Origin of the sequence: Yersinia sp. 2540 StPb PI (genome assembly GCF_052217165.1) — a bacterium.
GTDB lineage: Bacteria > Pseudomonadota > Gammaproteobacteria > Enterobacterales > Enterobacteriaceae > Yersinia > Yersinia enterocolitica_E.
Genome location: NZ_JAZGQC010000001.1, coordinates 1520745 through 1541576 on the forward strand (window position 1 = coordinate 1520745; position 20832 = coordinate 1541576).

Here is a 20832-nt window from a genome sequence, read left to right on the forward strand (position 1 = left end):
GTTGTTTTTGATATAAAGAGGAAAGGTTAATGATGACTGACAGTAAGCTTTTCCTCATTGTATTTCTTTAGCTGCTTTTTATGCCGTTAGTTTGAGTATCTCCTCAGCAGTTTCTTTCGTGGTCACCAGACTATTAATATACTTTCCTTTAATTGCTCCGATGATCCCGCTGATTTTTTCATGGGAATGCGCAATACCGATGGAATAACGGGCTTTTTTAATTTTCTCTAAGTCGATAGTGATCGTCTTATCGCTAATGTAGGTTTCCACCGGGTTGCCCTGCAAATCGTAAAAACGTGAACAAATATCGCCAGCAACCTGTCGGTCATTAAAGTGATCAATAACATCACTGCCATAAAAAGCGCGCCAGGTGGAATTCCCCGAGATATTGGGTGAACCAATACCGAATATAGCGATATCCAGCCGCTGCCAATAGTCAGCGATAGCCTGATAATGCTGAGATTGCACAATGCCATCACGGATAACACTTTTTTCCAGAATTGCCGGGAAATCGATCAACAATGACTCGCCTTTTAATTTCATTGCGGCGCTATAAACCAGGGTATTCACATGATAACGGCTTTCCAGCTTACCTGAGGGGCCACCCACCATTGGGATACAGGTTAACTGACGCGATACCGGTGATATATCCATTTGCTCAATCAGGGTGGCAATTGCACTGCCCCAAGAGAAGCCGAGAATATCGCCATTTTCAATAATTCGGTTCAACAATGCGGCACACTGTTTTGCCATTAATATCAACTGATGTTCTGGCGATTGATCATGCTCTGAAGAGACGACAATCGCCTCACGTAATTTAAAGCGCGACTTCAACTGCTGTTCCAGTAACAGATTCTCGTTATAGTTATAATTGATTGAAATAGTAACAATGCCCTGTTCGCGTACTTTTTTTAGCATTCGGCTGATACTGGTGCGATAAATACCGAGCGCGCGTGCTATCTCCGCTTGCGTGAAGTTTTGCTCGTAATACATTTGTGCAATTTTCACCATCAGGCGCAGATCGTCGCTCTTTTCCATTTTCAACCTCTTGCACATTTGTGCAAATGTCATTAAGTTATCTATGGCTTGATATAATCACTTTCCATTTTTGAAGTCAAAAGCACAATATAACGAATAACTTCCAATATCTTCCATAAAAAACCAATTCAAACGCTATTACCCACTTTAGTTATTGCACAGATGTGCATTCATATTTAATGAATTGATTTATATTAAATAAATTGAAATAGGGTTTTTGTGTGCAGCAACGATCTTGACGACAAAATTTGGATTGTGATCACATTTTTATTTTGCGTGATGTGGTTGGTTTTGCACATATGTGCAGAATGGCGCGGTTATAGCACTAACCCCGGTAATACTTATCCGAGGTTAGTCAGGGAGAGGGACTAATTCAGTAACGGTTTGTAGTGATGGGGCTGGCGCATGGTGACCAGATCTTTACGGCGCACTACATTGGTTGGGTAGGGGCTGCCGGCGAGAGACGCGGTATTAATGGTTTGTGTTACGGCTTGCGTTTCTTGCCACAGCAGCCGCTCAAGACGTGGGAAAGTGAAGGTTTCCGGCCCGAATATTCCGCTATATCCTCCTTGCTGATTGAGGTCATCGACAGCATTGGCAAAGGCCAGATAAAGATTATTTTCCCCCGCGCGGGTTCTGAATAAGTGCCAGTGTAGCGGGTCGGCTCCCATTGGAATCGGATAGTTTTGCACCACGACACTGCCCGCATGCGCAGCAGTGAACCCCGCAGGAAGTGCGGCGGAACAGGCGATAATATCGCATCCCATCAGGGCCAAAATACGTGCTGATTCGGGTAACAGTGCATCATGGCCCAGCAGCAATCCGACTCTTCCGAGCGCAGTATCAAATACGCGCCAGTGCTCCCCAGCGCTAGCCCACGCTTGATGTGCTCGAGACAGATGTATTTGCCGATAGGTGCCAATGACCCCCTCCGGCCCCAATAGAATCTGGGTGTTGTAGCACTTATCTTGCTGTTTTTCGGCCATTCCTACTACCAGATATACCCGTAACTTTATAGCCAGACGAGCCAGCACCTGCACCGCGGGACTTTCTGGTGTTTGGGCCTGAGCCGCACCCGCGAGATAACCGGTCAGGGATAACTCCGGGAACACGATAAGCTCACTGTCTTGCTGTAACACCGCCTCTTCTGTCAGGGCGGTAATTGCTGCCAAATTGTCCTCCACCCGTTCTGTTGGGGAGAACTGCGCTACCGTGATCCGGCTCTGCTTACCGGGTGGCAACGGCCGTTGCCCGTAAAGCCCAAAGAAATCCTGTGGGTTCCACAAAAAACTGTCACTTAATAGCGCGTGATAATAGTCAGGGCGGCGCTGCTCAAACACTAACTCGCCTAACACTTGACGCTGACGGCTACGGCTGATGTCAATTTCGGCATAAGCAATTCCATCGCCGCCATCCACCACCGCAGCAATGTTGCCATCAGGCTCAATGATGCAACTGCCACCGCTAAATTGCACGCCGCGCTCTAATCCCCAGCGGTTGCTTTCCAACAGATAGCAGCCATTTTCCATGGCCCGGCTGATCCAGTAAGGGGCCGGAGTGCGCTCTGCCAGCCAGTTGCTGATATGGCAAATGACATCAACACCATCCAGTGCCAGCAGACGGGCCGTTTCGGGAAAATGAATATCCATACACACCAGCATGCCAATACGTCCCAGCGGTGTATCAAACACTTGATGCCCGACGTCACCCGCAGCAGCCCATTTAGGCTCTGAAATATAGGGGTGGCTTTTGCGATGGCAGCCAATCACCCCCTGTGGCCCGATGAGTACCGCACTGTTGTAATACAGCGCTGTTTGCGGATCCACTTCTGGCATCCCTAAGACGATATAGCATTGATAGCGCTGTGCCAGTTGCGCAAAGCGGGCGGTGCTCTCACCGGGGACGGTTTCGACCATGGGCGCAATCTCTTGTCGATCAAACCAACAGTAACCGGTGGTCGCCATTTCTGGCGTGGTAATCAGACGAGCACCTTTCTGTGCCGCCTGTTCAACCAATGCCAGTAACTGACGCACATTCGCTTCTTTGGCAAACATTAAGGGTTCAAATTGAATTGTGGCTGCAAGAAAAGGCGTTATCGACATGATTATCCTCATAAATAATAAGTTTTAGGTTCGGCATATAGCGGCAATTAAACTCAATTCTTCCGGCTATTAGCAGCAGCTGGGGTGGTCCAAGAGAAAATATCGTTGGCCTGAATCAATGCACACGAGATCTCTTCGACGGTAATGCGCTTATCCATGGCCTGATGGCGCAGGATGTCGTAAGCCTGCTCTTCACCAATGCTGTGCATCCGCATCAGGATGGCTTTGGCCTCACTGACCTGGCGAACCCCGAGCACTTTCTTCTCCAGCCGTTCGATTCGATCACTCATCTGCCGCTGCTGTTGGGCATGGTGTAAAGCAAACACCATGGCTGACAATAAGCCTGAGGCACGAATGGGAGTGGTTATCGAGGTGCCCGCGCCCATATTGAGTGCTTGATCAATAAACGTCGGATTTTCATAGGTAATAACTGCTATCAGGGCATGTTTGTTAGGGTTGAGCCATGACACATCTGGTTCCGGGTTATCTGACTGTAATGCATAGAAAATCAGATCCGTATCGGCGGGGAGTTGCTCAGGGGTAGGCCAGAAAGCCTGAACCTTAAACCCCATTCGGCGTAAATGATTGGTGAGGGTGGCACCGTCTTCGTCGTCGGGATGTAACACCACACAACGGATCCCACGACTGAGTAATAGGGCGGTCGCACTGATTCTGCTATCGCTAGGTCGCATGTGGATACCCCACTGTCGTTAACTTCGTGACCCAATCGCCCTGAATCTGATTGGTCATATAGGGGTCGGGTTCGACGATACGGCGAGACTCCTGCACGATGGTAAATTGCCCATGCTCATTCGCCATACCAATGCGTGGATACAGTCCGGTATGTTGATTCAGTGGGTCAATACGAATGCGGCCTTGAGGGGCATCAAATTGGCTCCCACGCAGTGCGGCAGACAGCGGGAAGATATGGTCGCTGCCGCATTCTGCCATGGCTTTGGCAAACAGATGCACCTGGCTGTAAGTGGCTTCCCAATTCATGTCGGTGGTGAGTCCCGGCCCAAATTGTTGATGGAATTGTTTAAGTGCTGATTGATTTGCTTTGGTGCTAATGCTTTGGAAATAGGGGGCTGAACTGAAATGGCCCTGTGCCACTTGTGCCCCCATAATGGCAATCTCGGTTTCTGATGTATTCAGACTGCCAATTGGCATGCGGCCAGGATCCAGCCCCGCAGCCTGATAAGCCTGATACAAAAAGGGGACTGTTTGACCTACCACGGTACTGAAGATGAAGTCGGGCTGCTTTTTGGTTATCTCCTCAATGATGGGCAGAAACGCCTCATAAGGTGCATTCAGATCTAAATAGCGTTCGCCAATGACCGCGCCATCGTGGCGTTGCAGAATTAACTCCTGCATGTTGCGATTACATTCATAAGGGTAAATATAACGGGAGCCAATCAAATAAACCCGCGCGCCAAACTGCCCGGTGAGATAGTCCGCCAGTTGTACACAGTTTTGATTAGGTGCCGCGCCGCCGTAAAAGATATTCTCCGAAAACTCAAAACCTTCATACAGTTGCGAGTAGAACAGCAGCCGACGGTACTTTTCGACGACGGGTGACATGGCTTTACGGCTACTGGAGGTGTAGCCGCCAAAAATCACATTAACCTCATGTTCGACGATCAATTGTTCGGCCAAGGCACGGAACTGCGTATCGTCAGATTGTGGGTCAAAATGAATCGCATTCAGTGGCCTGCCGTTGATGCCGCCATTTTGGTTAATTTCGGCAATAGCCTGTGTTGCTCCCCGCCATTGCGACAGCTCTTGTGCCGCCGTCACACCGCTGAAGGAGTACAGTAAGCCAATGTTGACCGGTGTATCTGAACTCATAGGCACCTGCTTATCCAAACTCGATGAATACCCGTCATACTTCAAGCTGCAGGGGGTTGGCTGCCCTCGTTACTCGGCCCGTCCATGGGCCTCGCCTCTGCGAGGCCGCTGCAAACAGCGTTCAAATCGGTTCCTGGCTGATTTGCCACTCACTTGCCGCCTTCCTGCAACTCGAATTATTTAGGGTCTAGAATGTTTACTGTGCTAGCTGTTTTTACTGCGCTAAAAGTTCTTTGTTAAGCATCGCGCCGACGGTGTATTTCGGGTCGACCATGTTGCCCAGCCGCACTTTGCCGCATTGGCTCAGTAACATGTAGGCATCCCACTGCTCGAAGCCAAAATCGGCCACCAGCCAGTAAATCAGGTCGCGATAAGCAATGCGGGTGGCATCCTCTAACGGGCGCGCACTGCCGATACTCATGATGGTTTCGGCGTTCTCCATTCGTGGCCAGGAGAGTTGCCAGTTCTTAATCAAATCCACTTTGATGGTGGTGATTGAGGCGAACTCCACCGCGGTGCCGCAAATCTCCCCATCCCCCTGACAGGCATGAGCATCACCAATAAACAGGCGTCCTCCGGGGGCGCGCACCGGCAGATAAGTAATACTCCCCGGCCCGATATCCGGGACATCCATATTTCCGCCGTGATTATCCGGCGTGAGTGAATTGATTGAGTCAATTTCTGGCGACACACTTAGGGTGCCAATGTGAGGTTTATAGGGCAGGGTGTGGCGCTCGCTCCAGTAGACCTTTTCGCTGTCGAGCTTAATCATGCGCACTTTTTCTGGCAGTGGGTCATTGAGCATGGCGGTTAGATCTGTTCCGGTCAGCCCGCCAAAATGGGGGATCATGGCACAGATGCCGTGCGGGTTAACGCCACGCGGCAACATGGATTCGATATAAACTGCAATCACATCCCCTTTCTCGGCACCATTGACCATGATCGGGCCATTTTGCGGGTTGAGAAAGGGCATTTTGAGCAGTTGACTCGGAATATCTTGCTCTGAGCTAATGGCACCTTCAAAGGCATCGCGGGTATCGACAATCACCCGATCACCCGGCTCAATGGTCAGCACCGGTGTTGAGTAGGGGCCGATGGTATAGTGAAATTCTTTTTGCATCTCTTCGGTCAGATGATGGGTCACCGGTTTACGTCCAGCACCGACACCGCGTTTGACCATGATTGATTCTTCCAGCCATTTCATTAGCAATTCTCCACGTAATAAGGGCATCCGGTTACAAAGCCAGATGACGGCGCATTAAAAGATCATCAGAAAGTTGTTGTTGGGTCAGGTTTTCTACTATTTGGCCTTTGTCCATCACCGCGCACCGTTGTGCGGCCCGCTGGATCATCGCGATATCCTGTTCAACCAGAATCACCGCCACATGCAGTTCGCGGGCAATGCGCACCAGGGTATCGGCAATGATATTGACGATAGAGGGCTGAACACCTTCCGAGGGTTCATCCAACAGTAATACTTTGGGTGAGCCGACCAAGGCTCTGGCGATAGCCAATTGTTGTTGCTCGCCGCCACTCATGGTGCCGGCTTTTTGTTTGAGTCTTTGGCGCAAGATGGGGAAGTAATCCAGCACCCGCTCCAGCAAGTCTTTAGCAAACTCACGGTGTTCTCGTACAAACTGCATGCCGACTTGCAGGTTCTCCGCCACCGTCAGACCAGCAAACACTTCACGTCCTTGCGGGACGTAACCCATCCCCAAGCGGGCACGGCGCTGCGGTGAGGCTAGGGTGATGTCAGTCTCGCCCAACAAAATGCTGCCTTGTTTCGTCGGTACCGCGCCAATTAAAGTGCGCATCAGTGTGGTTTTCCCCACCCCATTGCGGCCAATCAAACCTAAGACTTCTGCGGCGTGCAGTTGCAGTGTTACGCCATTAAGCACTTGCCCACCGCCATAACCGCCGGTCAGCCCCTCTATTTGCAACACCACGTTATTCATACCGCTTTCCCCAAATAGATATCCGCCACATCCTCACGGGCCAACACGTCGGCGGCATTGCCGTCAGCAAAAACCTGCCCGCCATGGAGGACCGTGACTTGTGAGGCAATCTGGCGCACGAATGTCATGTCGTGTTCCACTACCATCAGCGTCAGACCATCACTCTGCATCTGCTTAATCAGCTCGCCAGTGAGATAGGTTTCATCAATAGATAAGCCCGCCACCGGCTCATCAAGCATTAGCAACGTCGGTTGCAGCGACACAGCCATCGCAATTTCCAGCCACTGTTTTTTGCCGTGAGACAAGTTACCGGCCAACTGATGGTATTCAGCGCTGAGCTTAAAGCGCTCGAGTAGCTCATCGACACTGACCGCTTGTGAGCGAACCTCTGGGCGTAAGTGGCTGAGTGATAATTGCAAATGTTGCTCAACGGTCAATTCAGGGAAAATACCGGGGATCTGAAACTTAATGCTCATGCCCATCCTGATGCGCTGAAACGGTGCTAAAGTATTCAGCCGACGATTGAAGAAACGGATATCCCCATCACTTGGCGTATGTTCACCCGTCAGTAATTTGAAAAAGGTACTTTTACCGGCGCCATTCGGGCCAATGACACAGCGCACTTCACCGCGACGTATTTGCAAATCGACCTTATTGATAACCTGAATGCCACCGAAGCGCTTACTCAGCCCACGGGTTTCGAGGATCAAATCCTGTGATACCTGATTCATAGCGATTCCCCTTTCTTCTGACGTGCGGCAGATAAGCGGGTGATTTTCTCTGCCAGCCAAGGTAATAGGCCATTAGGGGCGGCCAGCACTACAAACAGCAAAATGGCACCCAGCAAAATCATGGCGTATTCGCTGCCATAGATAGCCAACCATTGGGATAACCACACCAGCAGGGCAGTGATGACCACCGTGCCGAAAATGTTTTTACGCCCAGCGGTCGCTACCCAGATAACCGGCATCGCGGCGGCGGTTAGCCCCATGGAAGAGGGGGTAATGTAAGAACCCCACAGGGTATAAAGTGCGCCGGATAACCCGGAGAGCACGCCACCCAGCACGAACACCAGTAATTGATAGCGGCGGATATCAATACCGAGCATTTCTGCCCGACGTGGGTTCTCACGGATAGAGGCCAGTGTCAGGCCAAAATCGGAGCGCAATAAGCGCCGAACAGCCCAATAAACCCCCGCGATCAGCACGATAATCAGGTAGTAGAACGCATTGCCTTCCAGTGTCAGTAATTCGCCGCCAAACCACGGTAGGGAGAGTGGCGGCATACCTGACATACCATTAAACCCATTCAGTCGCGCGCTGCCGATAGCCCATTGCGGGCCAGCGGTCTGGGACATAAAGGTTTCCAATACCAGCGTGAAAGAGAGCGTCACAATGCCGATAAAAATACCGGTCACCCCGCCGTAAAACATCAGATAACCCAGTGCCGCCGCCACGGTGGCAGCCACTAGCAGTGCCATGACCAGACCCGACCAGGTGGAGAGTACCCCATCGCCAAAATTCAGCGTCATCACGCCATAGGTGTAACCGGCAAGGCCAAAGAAGGCGGTCTGCCCGAAAGATAAAATGCCGCCATGCCCCCACATTGCGGCCAATCCGATGGCACAGAAGGTCCAGAGTAGGAAGTAGGAGAAGTCGCCTATCATGGCGCTATCGACCACTAACGGCAGCGCGAGTGCGCCGGCCAGAATTAACAGTGCCGCCAGCCGAGTGGTGGACGGCGTGCGTTGCTTCACCGTCGATAAATTAACAGAGGTCATTGTCACATTAGGCTCCTAGCGGTTACGGGTAAACAGGCTGCCAATACCGTTAGGCAGTAAGCGGATAACCAAGACAGCGGTGACCAGTAAGCCAATTTGCCCCGCCAGTTGCCCATACCAGGAGTTCAGCCCGGTTTGTATCGCACCTAAGGCAATTGCTGCAGGAATGGTGCCAACAAGTACATTGGCGCCACCGACCACTACCGAAACAAAGGCTTGAACAATAAAGCTGCTGCCCATGGTGGGTACGGCGGTTAGCGTCGGGGCATAAATGGCACCTGCGAGCCCCGCCAGCCCTGCGCCCAGCGCGAATGTCAGGGTATAAATACGATCAGTTTCTAACCCCAGGCAGGAGGCCATGCGGGCGTTTTGAATGGTAGCTCTGGCACAGACGCCGTAATTGGTGTGGAAGAACAACCAATAGAGCACCATTAATATGGTAATGGCGAAAAAGGGCAGTAATGCGCGGTAAGTGGCAAACGAGTATTCGCCAAGGGTGAAAGAGCCGAAAGGCGTAGACAATCCCTCCAGTGATGGACCGGCGATCAGCAACATACTTTGCTGCACAATCAGGCTGATAGCCCATGTCACCACCACCGAATCATACAAACGGCTATAGAGATGGCGCACCACAAGGCGCTCGACCACCCCGCCGAAGAACGCCGCCGCTAAGGTACCGGCGAGCATGGCAAAAGGCAGTGGCAAGCCTGCTTTGTTCATCAGGATGGTGACATAAGCACCACACATAATGAATTCGCCATGTGCCAGATTTATCACGCCCATCATGCCAAAAATAACCGCCAGCCCCAGTGCTGCCAGCACCAGATAGGCGAAGTTATCGCCAAACTGATAAATCACCGAATAGAGAAAGGATAGCGTTAACATCGTTTGGCAATCTCTGGTGTCCTGATTGACACTATTGAAAATGGATAACACAGGGAAGCCCGCTCAAGCAGTGACTTCCCTATAAAATAGCCCGTTCAAACTGCTGACAAAGTCAAATGAAGGGGAAACGTGCCGTTGGGGTCGCTCTTAGTTTCAAATACAAGTGCGTAAGCCACCGGAGCGCCCCGAGGTGTGGTCACCCCTTCACTCACCAAGCTATCAATAGCTTTGTCATTAGCGTGGTTTAGGCCTTTTTCGGCGGAGATGATGGCGTGTATTGGCTGTTATCCGGTTTCACCGGCAAGTTACAACCGGCTTCACCCAACCAATACGGTTTGATATCGGCCCACACTTTCGGGATCTCGATTGAGTGGTCATCTTTGACATGAGCCAGATAGATGGTGTGGCTCAAATGATGGCTTTTCGGATCGATACAGACTTTTCCTGAAGGGCCATCGGTACAGATATCACCACTTTCCAGTGATTTACGCACTGCGTCCATATCGGTGCTGCCTGCTTTTTCTACCGCCGCTTTGTACAGATAAACTGCGTCGTAGGCATTGGCCGCTTCCTGATTGATGTACGGTTCATTCGGGAATTTGGCGTGGAAACGCTGTTTGAAATCATTACTGGCGGGGCTATCCACCTCTTCAATGTAGTTAGCCGTGATATACATATCTTTCAGTGCCGGGGCTTTAAAGCGTTTGTGTTCATAAGCCTGGCCGACGTTAACTGAACTCCCCATCGGCAAGTTCAATTTTGCTGCGGCTTGTTGCTCGTAATAAGAAGATTGGTTCGCCCCGACCAGCAAAGTCATCACGAAATCAGGTTTGGCTTTCTGGATGTTCTGAATGGTTTGACCAAATTGCGAAACACTCAGCGGGATAAACTCCTCACCCACCATGGTGCCGCCATTCTCTTCCACAATTTTGCGCACCCATTCAGCCGAGATTTGCCCGAAGTTATAGTCGGCAGCAATGGTGTAAACTTTTTTGCCGTACTTCTCCATCATCCACGGGATCAGGGTTGAGAACTGCTGTTCAGGCACGGCGCCGGTGACGAAAACATTGGAGTCACACACGCCGCCTTCATACTGATTGTTATACCAATAGAGCTGCTTTTCACGATCCATTATCGGGCGGATAGCTTCGCGTGAGGCACTGGAAAACGCCCCGAATATCACATCTACTTTGTCATTTTTAATTAAGCGGCGAGCCATTTGTTGAAAGCGGGTGTTATCGGATTGCGTATCGTATTTGACCAACTCGATTGGGCGTCCGAGTATGCCGCCTTTGGCATTGATTTCTTCTACTGCCAGTTCTGTGGCATGAATTTTGGGAATAACCGGCAAAGCAAAGTTACCGGAAGCATCTTCCAATAAACCAATTTTCACCGGTTTTTCTGCCGCGATCGTCATACCTGAGTAGGTCACGGCAAATGCAGTTGCCAGCGCGATTGAGAGCGCAGCGTAATGACATTTTATTCTTGACCGTTTTATTCTGGACATAAGTACCCCTGATATTGGTTAAAAAAGTGGGTCTGAAAAAAAGCCAAAAAAAAAGCCCGGCAAAGTCAGATGACATTGCGAGGGCTCTATTGCCATAACCACAAGCCGACAACGTTGGCGTTCTTGCGGAGAAGTCAGGGTCACTATAAAAAGTAATCAGAGTTATTGTCAACGAAGAATTTTCAATAAAAATCAAATAGTAAAATTGAAATTCGTTGCACTAAATCAGGGCTTTACGTTGCACGTAAATGGTTCATTCGTTTGGGGCTGGTGGTCGGCGCTAACTGTGGATGATGAAAAGCAAAATGGCGAGATTATCCATGTAGAGCATAGCGAAGAGAATGGCGGAGGTTAATAAATTGCACCAGTGGGGTGCTTAAAAACTATTCGAAATTTTATCTGCTTTTTATCTGTAAATTTTTTATTTGTAAACTTTTTATTTGTAATAAATCCAACCCCGGCGAAACCACCGAGGTTGGATTTTAATGTTAACCGCAGCGGTTACATCTTGATGCCTGGATCTGTTGGAAGAAATCATTACCTTTATCATCTACCAAGATAAAGGCTGGGAAGTCTTCCACTTCAATTTTCCAGATGGCTTCCATACCCAGTTCAGGATATTCCACACACTCCAGACTCTTAATGCTGTTTTGTGCCAATACTGCGGCTGGGCCGCCAATGCTGCCCAAATAGAAGCCGCCATGTTTGTGACAGGCATCGGTCACTTGCTGGCTACGGTTGCCTTTTGCCAGCATGATCATGCTGCCGCAGTGGGATTGCAGAAGGTCCACGTAGGAATCCATGCGGCCCGCGGTGGTTGGCCCGAGGGAACCTGATGCATAACCTTCCGGTGTTTTGGCCGGCCCGGCGTAGTAGATCGGATGATCTTTAATGTATTGCGGCAAACCTTCACCGTTATCCAACCGTTCTTTTAATTTGGCATGGGCAATATCACGGCCAACAATAATCGTCCCACTCAGTGACAGACGGGTTGATACCGGATACTGAGACAGCTCTTTTAAGATATCGGCCATTGGGCGGTTAAGGTCGATTTTAACCACTTTGCCTTCGGTGCTCTGGCGCAAATGCTCAGGAATATATTTCCCTGGGTTTTGCTCTAGCCTTTCCAGCCAAATCCCTTTGCGGTTAATCTTGCCTTTAATATTACGGTCGGCAGAGCAGGAGACCCCCATCCCGACAGGGCAGGATGCACCATGACGCGGCAAACGCACCACCCGCACATCATGAGCAAAGTATTTGCCGCCGAACTGCGCGCCTAAACCTAAGTCCTGTGCCGCTTCCAGTAGCTCTTGTTCCAGCGCGGTATCACGGAAAGCTTGCCCGTGCTCATTCCCTTCAGTCGGCAGACCATCATAATATTTGGTTGAGGCTAACTTGACGGTCTTGAGGGTACTTTCAGCCGACGTCCCACCAATCACAAAGGCGATATGGTATGGCGGGCAGGCCGCGGTACCCAAGGTGCGCATTTTCTCGACCAGATACTCTTTCAGCTTGCCCGGAGACAGCAGCGCCTTGGTTTCCTGATACAGATAAGTCTTGTTGGCTGAACCGCCACCTTTGGTGACGAACAGGAATTTGTAGTCCTCGCCTTCAGTGCTGTACAGGTCAATTTGTGCTGGCAGGTTGGTGCCGGTGTTCACTTCTTGGTACATATCCAGCGCCGCGTTTTGCGAGTAGCGCAGGTTATCTTCAATAAAGGTGTTATACACGCCGCGTGACAGGGCTTCTGCGTCATTGCCACCGGTCCAAACACGTTGGCCTTTTTTGCCGACGATAATTGCGGTGCCGGTATCCTGACAGGTCGGTAAAATCCCTTTGGCGGAAATTTCCGAATTACGCAGGAATTGCAGAGCAACATATTGGTCATTTTCGCTCGCTTCTGGGTCATCCAAAATAGCGGCAACTTGCTTTTGGTGAGCGGGGCGTAGCAGGAATGAGGCATCGTGGAAAGCGTGTTGGGCGAGGAGGGTCAGGGCTTCTGGCTCGACTTTTAGCATGTCGTGGCCTTCAAACTGGGTAACCGAGACGTGATTATTACTGACAAGGTAATACTCAGTATCATCTTCCTTTAACGGGAAGGGATCCTGATAGTGGAACGGTTTGTTTGACATATTTTTCTCACATTCAACATCAGTTAGCGAAAGCGTTCGATAACAGAAACAATCGTTAGTAATCGATAGAAGAACCAAGCCGATATTTTTTAGTATGACTTTAACAAGAATTTTACTATAGATTGTCAGTGCGAGGCGACGGCTCCACCCTCTTTATAACGGGTGGATCTCATTTTCCGCACTTATCGGTGGTTCTGGCAGGATGATGTTATTGTATTTTTACTAAATTCTGCCTGTGATGCCGCTACATGACTCTGCTTAACGCCTCGGCAATGCACTTAAATTTGTCAAAACGCGCTCTCAATATCCGGTGTTTTTCAGCATTGGGTAACCACTACACCGATAGTGAATGGTTTATTGGCTTTTTGTGGCACTTTACTGTCATCCGCCCAAGCGGCATGGGAAGCTATTAATGTGGTTATTAAGCAGGGTAAGATTAACTTTTTCATTATTAAATCCTCTGAAAGAACAATTTTAGAAAGCATCAAGACGTCCTGCTTTGTATATATAAAGAGAGAAAGCAAAGCAGCTTGGCTTATTCTTATTGTGTGACTGTTTCACTGGTGTTGACGCTATTATTCTGATGAATAATTTTGTTATTTATCTGATTCAATAATATTTAATTTTGGATTGTCACTGCGATAGTTTTGCGAACTTAATCTATTAGTAATAAGAATATCGACTTCATCTAACATGCATATTTTACAAAATGCATATTGGTCAAATTTACTGGAGTCGGCCAATAATATTTTTTGGCCCGAAACTTGTAACATAACTTGTTTTAACTTGGCGTTAATATCGTTGCCATCACGCACCCCACTTTCCTGATTAATACCCTGGCAAGAGAAGAAAAAAGTATTGATCTGGAAATTGCGGATAGCATTCTCCGCCACCGGGCCATGGAAGTCATCATGGCGAGCAGAATACTCACCGCCAATACCAATGATGCGCACTTTGTCACGGCAGGCCAGTGCCTGGATAATCTTCACTGAGTTGGTGACGACGGTAATCTCAATGTCTGGGATTTGGCGTGCCAGAAACCAGCAAGAGCTACTGTTATCCAGTAAAATACAGTCGCGCGGATGGATAAATTGTAATGCTGCTTTAGCAATTTTCATTTTAGTATCAGGATGTTCCTCCGTACGTTTACGGAAGGATTCGGCCCGATCAATAGCATTAAGGCTGTAGTGGGTCTCTTTAATATCAATGACGGAGAGATCAGGGCCATCCAGTGCCACCGCGCCACCAAAGCTACGGATCAGTTTTTGCTTTTTTTCCAGCACCGTCAGGTCACGGCGAATAGTTTCTCGCGAAACCTGGCATAATACCGATAACTCAGTTACCAGCGCCGAGCCTTGCTGCTGCACATGGCTACAGATGATTTTATAGCGTTCGGCTTGTAACATATTTACCTCAAAAATTGTCTTAGCGCTTAATGCTAAAAAGCACCCGTAGCACCCGTAGCACCCATGCTGCTATACCTGAAGTGGTTGGCATTGCAGGTAGCACTTCTGCGGCTTCAAATACGATGATGGTATATTGGTATTTATCTGCTGTTTATACAGTGACTGAATTCAAGTATTGCTTTAAGGAGTATTTTTCGCTGAGATTGTGTGGTGAAGGTCACATATATTAATTACTGATCCATTTAATTATCATAAATAATGTGATTCATACCTCATATTAAGGGCCTCTTTGCCTTACGAATGGTCAATCTTGGTAATAAAAACACACATTCGGGCATGGTAAGTATGCCCGTTTGTGACCGAATACAACCGATTTCTTTTGTTTGATGATTGACTCGCCTTTCATCCTCTTTAATTTAGCCATAAATAGAGTTAGGTTAGTTTGCAGCCGGATATTATGTTTGGGGATAGATAAAGCCTGGGCTGAATAATAGATTTTGAATGACGGATTTAAGTTAGTTGTTTTTAATTAACAGTTTTCTTATTTATTAGGCTCATTGCCAATGATGGCTATTTATAGCGAGTTGCTTGTTTAATTACAGCCATTAAATAATCTAACGACATCATTTGCGTTATTGGTGATTGTTAATTGCCGTACTGAATATTATTTCATGAGGTGGCATCATGTTAGAACAGTTAAAACAACAGGTTTTTGACGCTAATTTAGCATTACCAAAATATAAGCTCGTGACTTTTACCTGGGGTAATGTCAGCGGTATTGATCGTGAGCGCGGGTTAGTGGTGATTAAGCCCTCTGGTGTTGAATACGAGGCCATGAGTGTGAATGACATGGTGGTGGTGGATTTGGCAACCGGTAAGGTGGTGGAGGGAAATAAAAAACCGTCTTCCGATACCGATACCCATCTGGTGCTATACCGGGCCTTTCCCGAAATAGGTGGTATTGTCCACACCCATTCTCGCCACGCCACCATTTGGGCGCAGGCGGGTAAGTCGCTCTCAGCATTAGGCACCACCCATGCTGATTATTTCTATGGCCCCATCCCATGCACCCGCCTTATGACTGATGCCGAAATTGCTGGCGACTATGAGTATGAAACCGGCAATGTCATTGTCGAAACCTTTGCCCATCAGGCGTTAAGTGCGGGGGAAATTCCGGCGGTTCTGGTCAATGGCCATGGCCCGTTTGCCTGGGGTAGCGATGCGGCCAGTGCGGTGCATAACGCGGTAGTGCTGGAAGAAATTGCTTATATGAACCTGTTTACTCATCAACTTCGGCCTGCGGTGGCTAATATGCAGCAAACATTGTTGGATAAACACTATCTGCGCAAGCATGGTGCAAAAGCCTATTACGGTCAGTAAGGTGAAGGGCAGCTTAGCGGCGTAGAGCAAGTCTGCGCCATCAGTTACTCTGCATCGACATTGGAGATGACCTGTTCTACATCATCCAGCGTCCCGATTTTTACCTCTCCCGTTCGGCACATTTTACTTTTGTCGATCAGTAAGATGGATTGCGTGGCCCGTTTTAACAGCATGGTCTTGAATTCGGCATTAAACGGGTTTGAATCCCATAAGGTACCGTCGGCATCAATGCCTTCGCACGAGAAAATAAACAGATCAATTTCGATGGTTTTTAGCAGTGAAAAGAGTGCGGGGTTAACGTAGCAGGCATATTTACGCTGTAAGCGGCCACCGGCACTGATCAACTCAATATTTTGGTGTTTCACCAATTCCTGGCAAATCCGCACACTATTGGTAAACACCGTTATATCGATATCGGGCAGCTTTTTGGCTAAATACCAGCAGGTGGAACTGGCATCCAATGCGATCACCATGCCACTGTCAATCAGTGACAGGGCATGGTCGGCAATGCTGGCTTTGCTGGATAGGTGACTTTTTAGCCGGGTGGTGAAAGGATCGCCGCTGTCTTTGGTGGCACGCTTAATGCTTTTGGCGCGCCCGTGCTGGCGGATGATCAGCCCTTGCGCCTGTAACTCGTTCAAGTCACGGCGAATGGTCTCTTGGCTGACCTCAAGTAACTGAGCCAGATCTGCGGTTGTCAGCGTTTCATGCTGTTTGATATGTTGCAGGATTTTCTGGTGACGAGATGCTTTCATGATCCTCTCCGTCAGCAAAGCCATGTATACATTGATTGATATTAATATATTGGTTAATACCAACACATCAGTTAATACCAACAAAGAGTACATGGCTAAAGGGATGAGGTTACGTGATCACGGGTTTAAAAAACAGGCGTCACCCCCTTCTTTAACAGAATATTACCGTATTTGGCGGTCTCTCCGGTGATGACGATGGCATAGGCTTGCTGAGCGCGCTGATAAAACGCAAAACGATCAATACGTTCCACTGGCAACGCTTCCTGGCTACCAAACAGGGCCTGTAAATAGCGTTTTTCAACCGCGGCATCAAGGGTGTCGCCTGCCACCGCGGCCATCATTACCAATGGTGGTGCGTAGCTGTCCAGTTCAAATAACGGAATAGTGGCCGCTAGCAATGCACTAACAGATAAACCATCGGCATGAATCACCAACGGGCCACCGTTTTTTCCAATCGCGTGCGCCGGGAAATGGGCATCCGAAAAGATTATTTCATCACCGTGCCCCATCTCTGCCAGCGTTTTTAGCAGTTGTGGTGACAGTAATGGCGAAATAGTTTTAAGCATGAATGGCTCCTTCAGTAATGGGATATGGGCTGTCGCTCAGTGCCTGATAAAGCGGTTGTTGCTCGCCAGGCTGATAGTATTGATAGCGGTAATTGACCTGCCCCCGCGCTTGTTCAGCACTGCGGTAATAGCCAGTGGCACTCCAGACAAACAACGCCGCCCCCAGAACCGTAGTTTCAGCTTCATCAATTACTTTGATGGGCAGATTGAGCACATCGGCTTTGATCTGGTTCCACAAGGTATTACGGCTACCACCGCCAACCAGCAGCAGTTCGCGGGTACGGAATTCACCAATCTCTTCGAGTAATGACAGATTGCTTTTTAACTGCCAGGTAAGGCTTTCCAACGCAGAACGGTAAAAATGCCCGCGCCGCGCCGCCAGCGAGACCCCTTGCCAGCCGCCCGATTGATGATGCTGAGCACTGCCCAGTAGGTTGCAATTCATACGTATGCCGTTTGCCCCGGGTACGATAGCCTCAGCTTCACTAATCATTTGCTGGTAGACCTCGGCACTGGCTTCGTTATGCCAATACAACTGCCGCACCCATTCCAGTACCCCTGAAGCCAGCCATTGCAAACCTGGGTTAAACAACCTTGGGCAGCTATCAAGTTCACAAGTGGAACCGGCAAATTGTGGCAATAGTGTCGTATTCACTTTTGGGGTCCGAACCATCAGAATTTCCCAGGTACCTGATGACAGTACCGGTTGATCCAAATCGGCACCCGAACCAAATAATGCAAACTGGGTATCGTGACCGGCTGATATCACCGGCAAACCCGCGGGTAACCCTAACTCTGCGGCGATATCTGGCAGTAGCTGACCAATGATTTCACCGGCGGCCACCATTGGTGGGAATAAATCAGCGTGAATACCGATCTTTTGTAAAATCGTGCTGCTGAATTGCTCACGTTTCACATCCAACAGTTGGCTGGTGCCAGCCATGGTGCGGTCGGTGGTAAATTCTCCGGTGAGGCGATGGTTGATTAAAGATGAAATAAACAGCCAGGCATGGGCTTGTTCAACTAAATCGGGTCGATTTTCCTGTAACCAAATCAACTTGTATAAGGTGTTAAAACTGAACTGACCGATACCGGATATTTGCTGTAACTTTTCAGCAGACATATAGCGGGAGATACTCTCCATCACCGCCACGGTACGTGGGCATTTCCAACTGATAATGGGGTACAGCATTTTGCCGTTGGCATCCACCAATGCACCGTCTACACCGAAGGTAGTGACAGTCATGCCATGGATCTTATCCTGATGAATCTGTGGCAGTAATTGGCGGCAACACTGAGCGAAACTGTGCAAGATGCCATCGAGCGGCCACAACTGCCATTGCGGATTAGCCGGATCGGGTTGGCTGTGGTTCGGCATCACAGCTTTCGCCACCACCACACCTTGAGGATCGACTGCGATCGCCCGGATATTGGTTGCGCCGCAATCTAAAACAATGACCACATCGCGCTTCATAAATGCTCCTGTTACTGCTGTCAGGCAGAAAATGTCTTGCCACGGGGGGCGAATAACGTGGAACGAAGGGAATATGGGGCGTCGAGGCGGTAACGATGTGAGTCGCTAAACCCTCGGGGCACGATAAACCCTTCGTTCACCTTGCTGACAGCAAGGGTTGTTTTATGACTCAGGTAAGGAGTGCTCCACACCTGCGACCCTGCTCAAACATCACATTATCTTTTATACAATGGGCCGTAGTTTTGGCAGGCGCGGTAATCCTGCCCTTCGATATCCATACCGTGCGCGCCCCACGCAGTTGGCCGGTAAACACTCTCTTCTTCGACGTTATGCATGCACACCGGGATGCGTAACATCGAGGCGAGTGTAATCAGGTCCGCCCCGACATGGCCGATGGTCAGCACGCCATGGTTAGCTCCCCAGTTCGCCATTACCGAGTAAACATCGCTGAATGGCCCTTTGCCGGTCAGGCGTGGAGCAAACCAGGTGGTTGGCCAACTTGAATCGGTTCGCTTGTCCAGGGTGTCGTGAACGGATTTCGGTAATTCGACACTCCAGCCCTCGGCAATTTGCAAGACCGGCCCGACGCCTTTAATCAGATTGATACGGCTCATGGTGAATGGCACACCGCCACGGGTCAGGAAACGCGAAGAGAAGCCACCGCCACGGAAGTATTCATGGATAGCGGGGCACCATTCGGTTGCCGCCAGACAAGCATCGGCTTCTTGCTGGCTCACTTGCCAGTGCGGTTTGATGGTCGGTTTACCTTGCGCATCGTTTTGGCGGCAAGTGCCGTCCAACGCGGCAGAACCGGAGTTAATCAGATGGATAATGCCGTGTTCGGCAACCCCCTCCAGTTGATGGCCGGTAACCCGCTGTACCGCTTCCGGTGACCAGTAGGTACGGACATCCGCAAAGATCTGCGCGGTGCCGGTCAGGGTATGGCCAAATAGCATCGCCACGCCGTTCAAACTGTCGTTTTCGGTGGCGACAACCATCGGTTCGCGCACGCCGTTCCAGTCGAACGAACTATTCAGCAAGGCTTCAGCGGTATCACCATTTGGATATTGATCGGTCCAGTGGCGCTGACCCTGGAAACCGGCAGCAATGGCGTTATAGCCCAAGGCTTCCTCACCAAAACCTTTCGTTGCCAGTGTTGGATTACCTTGCATCATGTCGCGGATACATAACGCCATTTGCAGGCTTTCACGCAGTACCGCGCGGCTGCTTTCCGGTGAACGGCGGTATTGTTCTGCGTTTTTATCCGGTCCGTATTTGAAGTTTTTATCTGCCCATGACAACGCCAGCTCTAGCTCTTGCTCGTCATAGATTTTCTGATCAATGCGGCGGCGCAACTCTGTCATATCGACCGCTTGCACTTTCATTCCTAACCAGGATTCAAAGAAGTTATGGTCAACAATGGAGCCGGCAATCCCCATGGATACCCCACCGAGAGAGAGGTAACTTTTGCCCTTTAAGCTGGCAACGGCTAAACCTGCGCGAGCGAAGCGCAGCAGTTTTTCCTGCACATCGGCAGGGATGCGGGTGTCATTAGCATCCTGCACGTCATGGCCGTAAATAGAGAAGGCTGGCAATCCTTTTTGATTGTGCGCCGCCAGTGCTGCTGCCAGATAGACCGCGCCAGGGCGTTCGGTACCATTAAAGCCCCAAATAGCTTTCGGGCGGAACGGGTCCATATCAATGGTTTCGCTGCCGTAGCACCAACAAGGTGTCACCGTGATGGTTAGGCCAATATTCTGTGCGCTGAATTTATCGTCACAGGCGGCGGATTCTGCCATGCCGGCAATGCAGGTATCAGCAATGACACATTCAACGGGCGTGCCGCAAGGATGGCGTACCACCTCTTGCAGAAACTCTGCGGTGGCACGGGCCATTTTCATGGTTTGCTCTTCCAGCGATTCACGCACACCCATTCTGCGTCCATCAATGACCGGGCGAATGCCAATTTTAGGTAATTGAATTGTCTTTTTCATTATTAGTCCT

Annotated in this window: 17 protein-coding genes and 1 pseudogene; 1 reads left to right on the forward strand and 17 read right to left on the reverse strand. The window is 49.6% G+C overall.

The window, feature by feature from the left end:
- Positions 1–78: 78 nt before the first annotated feature.
- The 13 genes and pseudogenes from V1956_RS06755 to V1956_RS06815 form a co-directional block, all read right to left on the reverse strand.
- The gene (locus V1956_RS06755) at positions 79–1038 is read right to left on the reverse strand and encodes a sugar-binding transcriptional regulator (RefSeq protein ID WP_083160323.1); all 960 of its coding nucleotides are present in this window, start codon (positions 1036–1038) and stop codon (positions 79–81) included.
- Between the two features lie 368 nt (positions 1039–1406).
- Entirely contained in the window at positions 1407–3140 is a 1734-nt protein-coding gene (locus tag V1956_RS06760; protein ID WP_442824933.1) for a nitrilase-related carbon-nitrogen hydrolase, read from the reverse strand.
- Between the two features lie 53 nt (positions 3141–3193).
- Positions 3194–3832: an ANTAR domain-containing response regulator gene (locus tag V1956_RS06765; RefSeq protein ID WP_372558093.1), complete on the reverse strand. Its 639-nt coding sequence runs from the start codon at positions 3830–3832 to the stop codon at positions 3194–3196.
- A complete protein-coding gene (locus tag V1956_RS06770) occupies positions 3822–4988 on the reverse strand; it encodes a transporter substrate-binding domain-containing protein (RefSeq protein WP_372558094.1) in 1167 nt (388 codons plus the stop codon). Before V1956_RS06770 ends, V1956_RS06765 begins: the two co-directional genes overlap by 11 nt.
- A gap of 214 nt (positions 4989–5202) precedes the next feature.
- Positions 5203–6192 carry an acetamidase/formamidase family protein gene (locus tag V1956_RS06775; RefSeq protein ID WP_004389165.1) on the reverse strand — a complete coding sequence of 330 codons (990 nt, stop codon included), beginning with the start codon at positions 6190–6192 and terminating at the stop codon, positions 5203–5205.
- A 31-nt stretch (positions 6193–6223) separates the two neighbouring features.
- Entirely contained in the window at positions 6224–6943 is a 720-nt protein-coding gene (locus V1956_RS06780; RefSeq protein WP_372558095.1) for an ABC transporter ATP-binding protein, read from the reverse strand.
- Positions 6940–7674: an ATP-binding cassette domain-containing protein gene (locus V1956_RS06785; RefSeq protein WP_372558096.1), complete on the reverse strand. Its 735-nt coding sequence runs from the start codon at positions 7672–7674 to the stop codon at positions 6940–6942. Before V1956_RS06785 ends, V1956_RS06780 begins: the two co-directional genes overlap by 4 nt.
- Positions 7671–8729 (reverse strand): ABC transporter permease subunit, encoded by a 1059-nt coding sequence (locus V1956_RS06790; RefSeq protein WP_442824934.1) that lies wholly within the window; start codon positions 8727–8729, stop codon positions 7671–7673. Before V1956_RS06790 ends, V1956_RS06785 begins: the two co-directional genes overlap by 4 nt.
- A gap of 9 nt (positions 8730–8738) precedes the next feature.
- Positions 8739–9608, reverse strand: coding sequence for an ABC transporter permease subunit (locus V1956_RS06795; protein WP_442824935.1), 870 nt, complete (start codon positions 9606–9608; stop codon positions 8739–8741).
- A gap of 244 nt (positions 9609–9852) precedes the next feature.
- Positions 9853–11019, reverse strand: a complete 1167-nt coding sequence (locus V1956_RS06800; RefSeq protein WP_019080392.1) for an urea ABC transporter substrate-binding protein — start codon at positions 11017–11019, stop codon at positions 9853–9855.
- A gap of 584 nt (positions 11020–11603) precedes the next feature.
- Complete coding sequence (fumA, locus tag V1956_RS06805) at positions 11604–13247, reverse strand: class I fumarate hydratase FumA (RefSeq protein ID WP_442824936.1); 1644 nt, start codon at positions 13245–13247, stop codon at positions 11604–11606.
- 329 nt (positions 13248–13576) lie between these two features.
- Positions 13577–13696, reverse strand: a pseudogene (locus V1956_RS06810) (autoinducer 2 ABC transporter substrate-binding protein); the annotation flags it as partial.
- Positions 13697–13843: 147 nt separating this feature from the next.
- A complete protein-coding gene (locus V1956_RS06815) occupies positions 13844–14653 on the reverse strand; it encodes a DeoR/GlpR family DNA-binding transcription regulator (RefSeq protein WP_442824937.1) in 810 nt (269 codons plus the stop codon).
- A 684-nt stretch (positions 14654–15337) separates the two neighbouring features.
- Here V1956_RS06815 and V1956_RS06820 point away from each other — a divergent pair.
- A complete protein-coding gene (locus V1956_RS06820; RefSeq protein WP_372558100.1) occupies positions 15338–16033 on the forward strand; it encodes an L-ribulose-5-phosphate 4-epimerase in 696 nt (231 codons plus the stop codon).
- A gap of 44 nt (positions 16034–16077) precedes the next feature.
- Here the strand turns inward: V1956_RS06820 and fucR are convergent, their stop codons facing one another.
- The 4 genes from fucR to fucI form a co-directional block, all read right to left on the reverse strand.
- On the reverse strand, positions 16078–16812 hold the full coding sequence (gene fucR / locus V1956_RS06825) for an L-fucose operon activator (RefSeq protein ID WP_372558101.1): 735 nt from the start codon (positions 16810–16812) through the stop codon (positions 16078–16080).
- 101 nt (positions 16813–16913) lie between these two features.
- Positions 16914–17354 (reverse strand): L-fucose mutarotase, encoded by a 441-nt coding sequence (fucU, locus tag V1956_RS06830; RefSeq protein ID WP_442824938.1) that lies wholly within the window; start codon positions 17352–17354, stop codon positions 16914–16916.
- Positions 17347–18828: an L-fuculokinase gene (gene fucK / locus V1956_RS06835; RefSeq protein WP_420074480.1), complete on the reverse strand. Its 1482-nt coding sequence runs from the start codon at positions 18826–18828 to the stop codon at positions 17347–17349. The genes fucU and fucK overlap by 8 nt, the downstream gene beginning before the upstream one ends.
- A 215-nt stretch (positions 18829–19043) precedes the next feature.
- Complete coding sequence (gene fucI, locus V1956_RS06840; protein ID WP_442824939.1) at positions 19044–20822, reverse strand: L-fucose isomerase; 1779 nt, start codon at positions 20820–20822, stop codon at positions 19044–19046.
- Positions 20823–20832 lie beyond the last annotated feature (10 nt).

Bases quoted from the DNA above. Each gene is read 5' to 3' on its own strand.
- V1956_RS06755 (WP_083160323.1), bottom strand. From the start codon at position 1,038: ATGGAAAAGAGCGACGATCTGCGCCTGATGGTGAAAATTGCACAAATG.
- V1956_RS06760 (WP_442824933.1), bottom strand. From the start codon at position 3,140: ATGTCGATAACGCCTTTTCTTGCAGCCACAATTCAATTTGAACCCTTA.
- V1956_RS06765 (WP_372558093.1), bottom strand. From the start codon at position 3,832: ATGCGACCTAGCGATAGCAGAATCAGTGCGACCGCCCTATTACTCAGT.
- V1956_RS06770 (WP_372558094.1), bottom strand. From the start codon at position 4,988: ATGAGTTCAGATACACCGGTCAACATTGGCTTACTGTACTCCTTCAGC.
- V1956_RS06775 (WP_004389165.1), bottom strand. From the start codon at position 6,192: ATGAAATGGCTGGAAGAATCAATCATGGTCAAACGCGGTGTCGGTGCT.
- V1956_RS06780 (WP_372558095.1), bottom strand. From the start codon at position 6,943: ATGAATAACGTGGTGTTGCAAATAGAGGGGCTGACCGGCGGTTATGGC.
- V1956_RS06785 (WP_372558096.1), bottom strand. From the start codon at position 7,674: ATGAATCAGGTATCACAGGATTTGATCCTCGAAACCCGTGGGCTGAGT.
- V1956_RS06795 (WP_442824935.1), bottom strand. From the start codon at position 9,608: ATGTTAACGCTATCCTTTCTCTATTCGGTGATTTATCAGTTTGGCGAT.
- fumA (WP_442824936.1), bottom strand. From the start codon at position 13,247: ATGTCAAACAAACCGTTCCACTATCAGGATCCCTTCCCGTTAAAGGAA.
- V1956_RS06815 (WP_442824937.1), bottom strand. From the start codon at position 14,653: ATGTTACAAGCCGAACGCTATAAAATCATCTGTAGCCATGTGCAGCAG.
- V1956_RS06820 (WP_372558100.1), top strand. From the start codon at position 15,338: ATGTTAGAACAGTTAAAACAACAGGTTTTTGACGCTAATTTAGCATTA.
- fucR (WP_372558101.1), bottom strand. From the start codon at position 16,812: ATGGCTTTGCTGACGGAGAGGATCATGAAAGCATCTCGTCACCAGAAA.
- fucU (WP_442824938.1), bottom strand. From the start codon at position 17,354: ATGCTTAAAACTATTTCGCCATTACTGTCACCACAACTGCTAAAAACG.
- fucK (WP_420074480.1), bottom strand. From the start codon at position 18,828: ATGAAGCGCGATGTGGTCATTGTTTTAGATTGCGGCGCAACCAATATC.
- fucI (WP_442824939.1), bottom strand. From the start codon at position 20,822: ATGAAAAAGACAATTCAATTACCTAAAATTGGCATTCGCCCGGTCATT.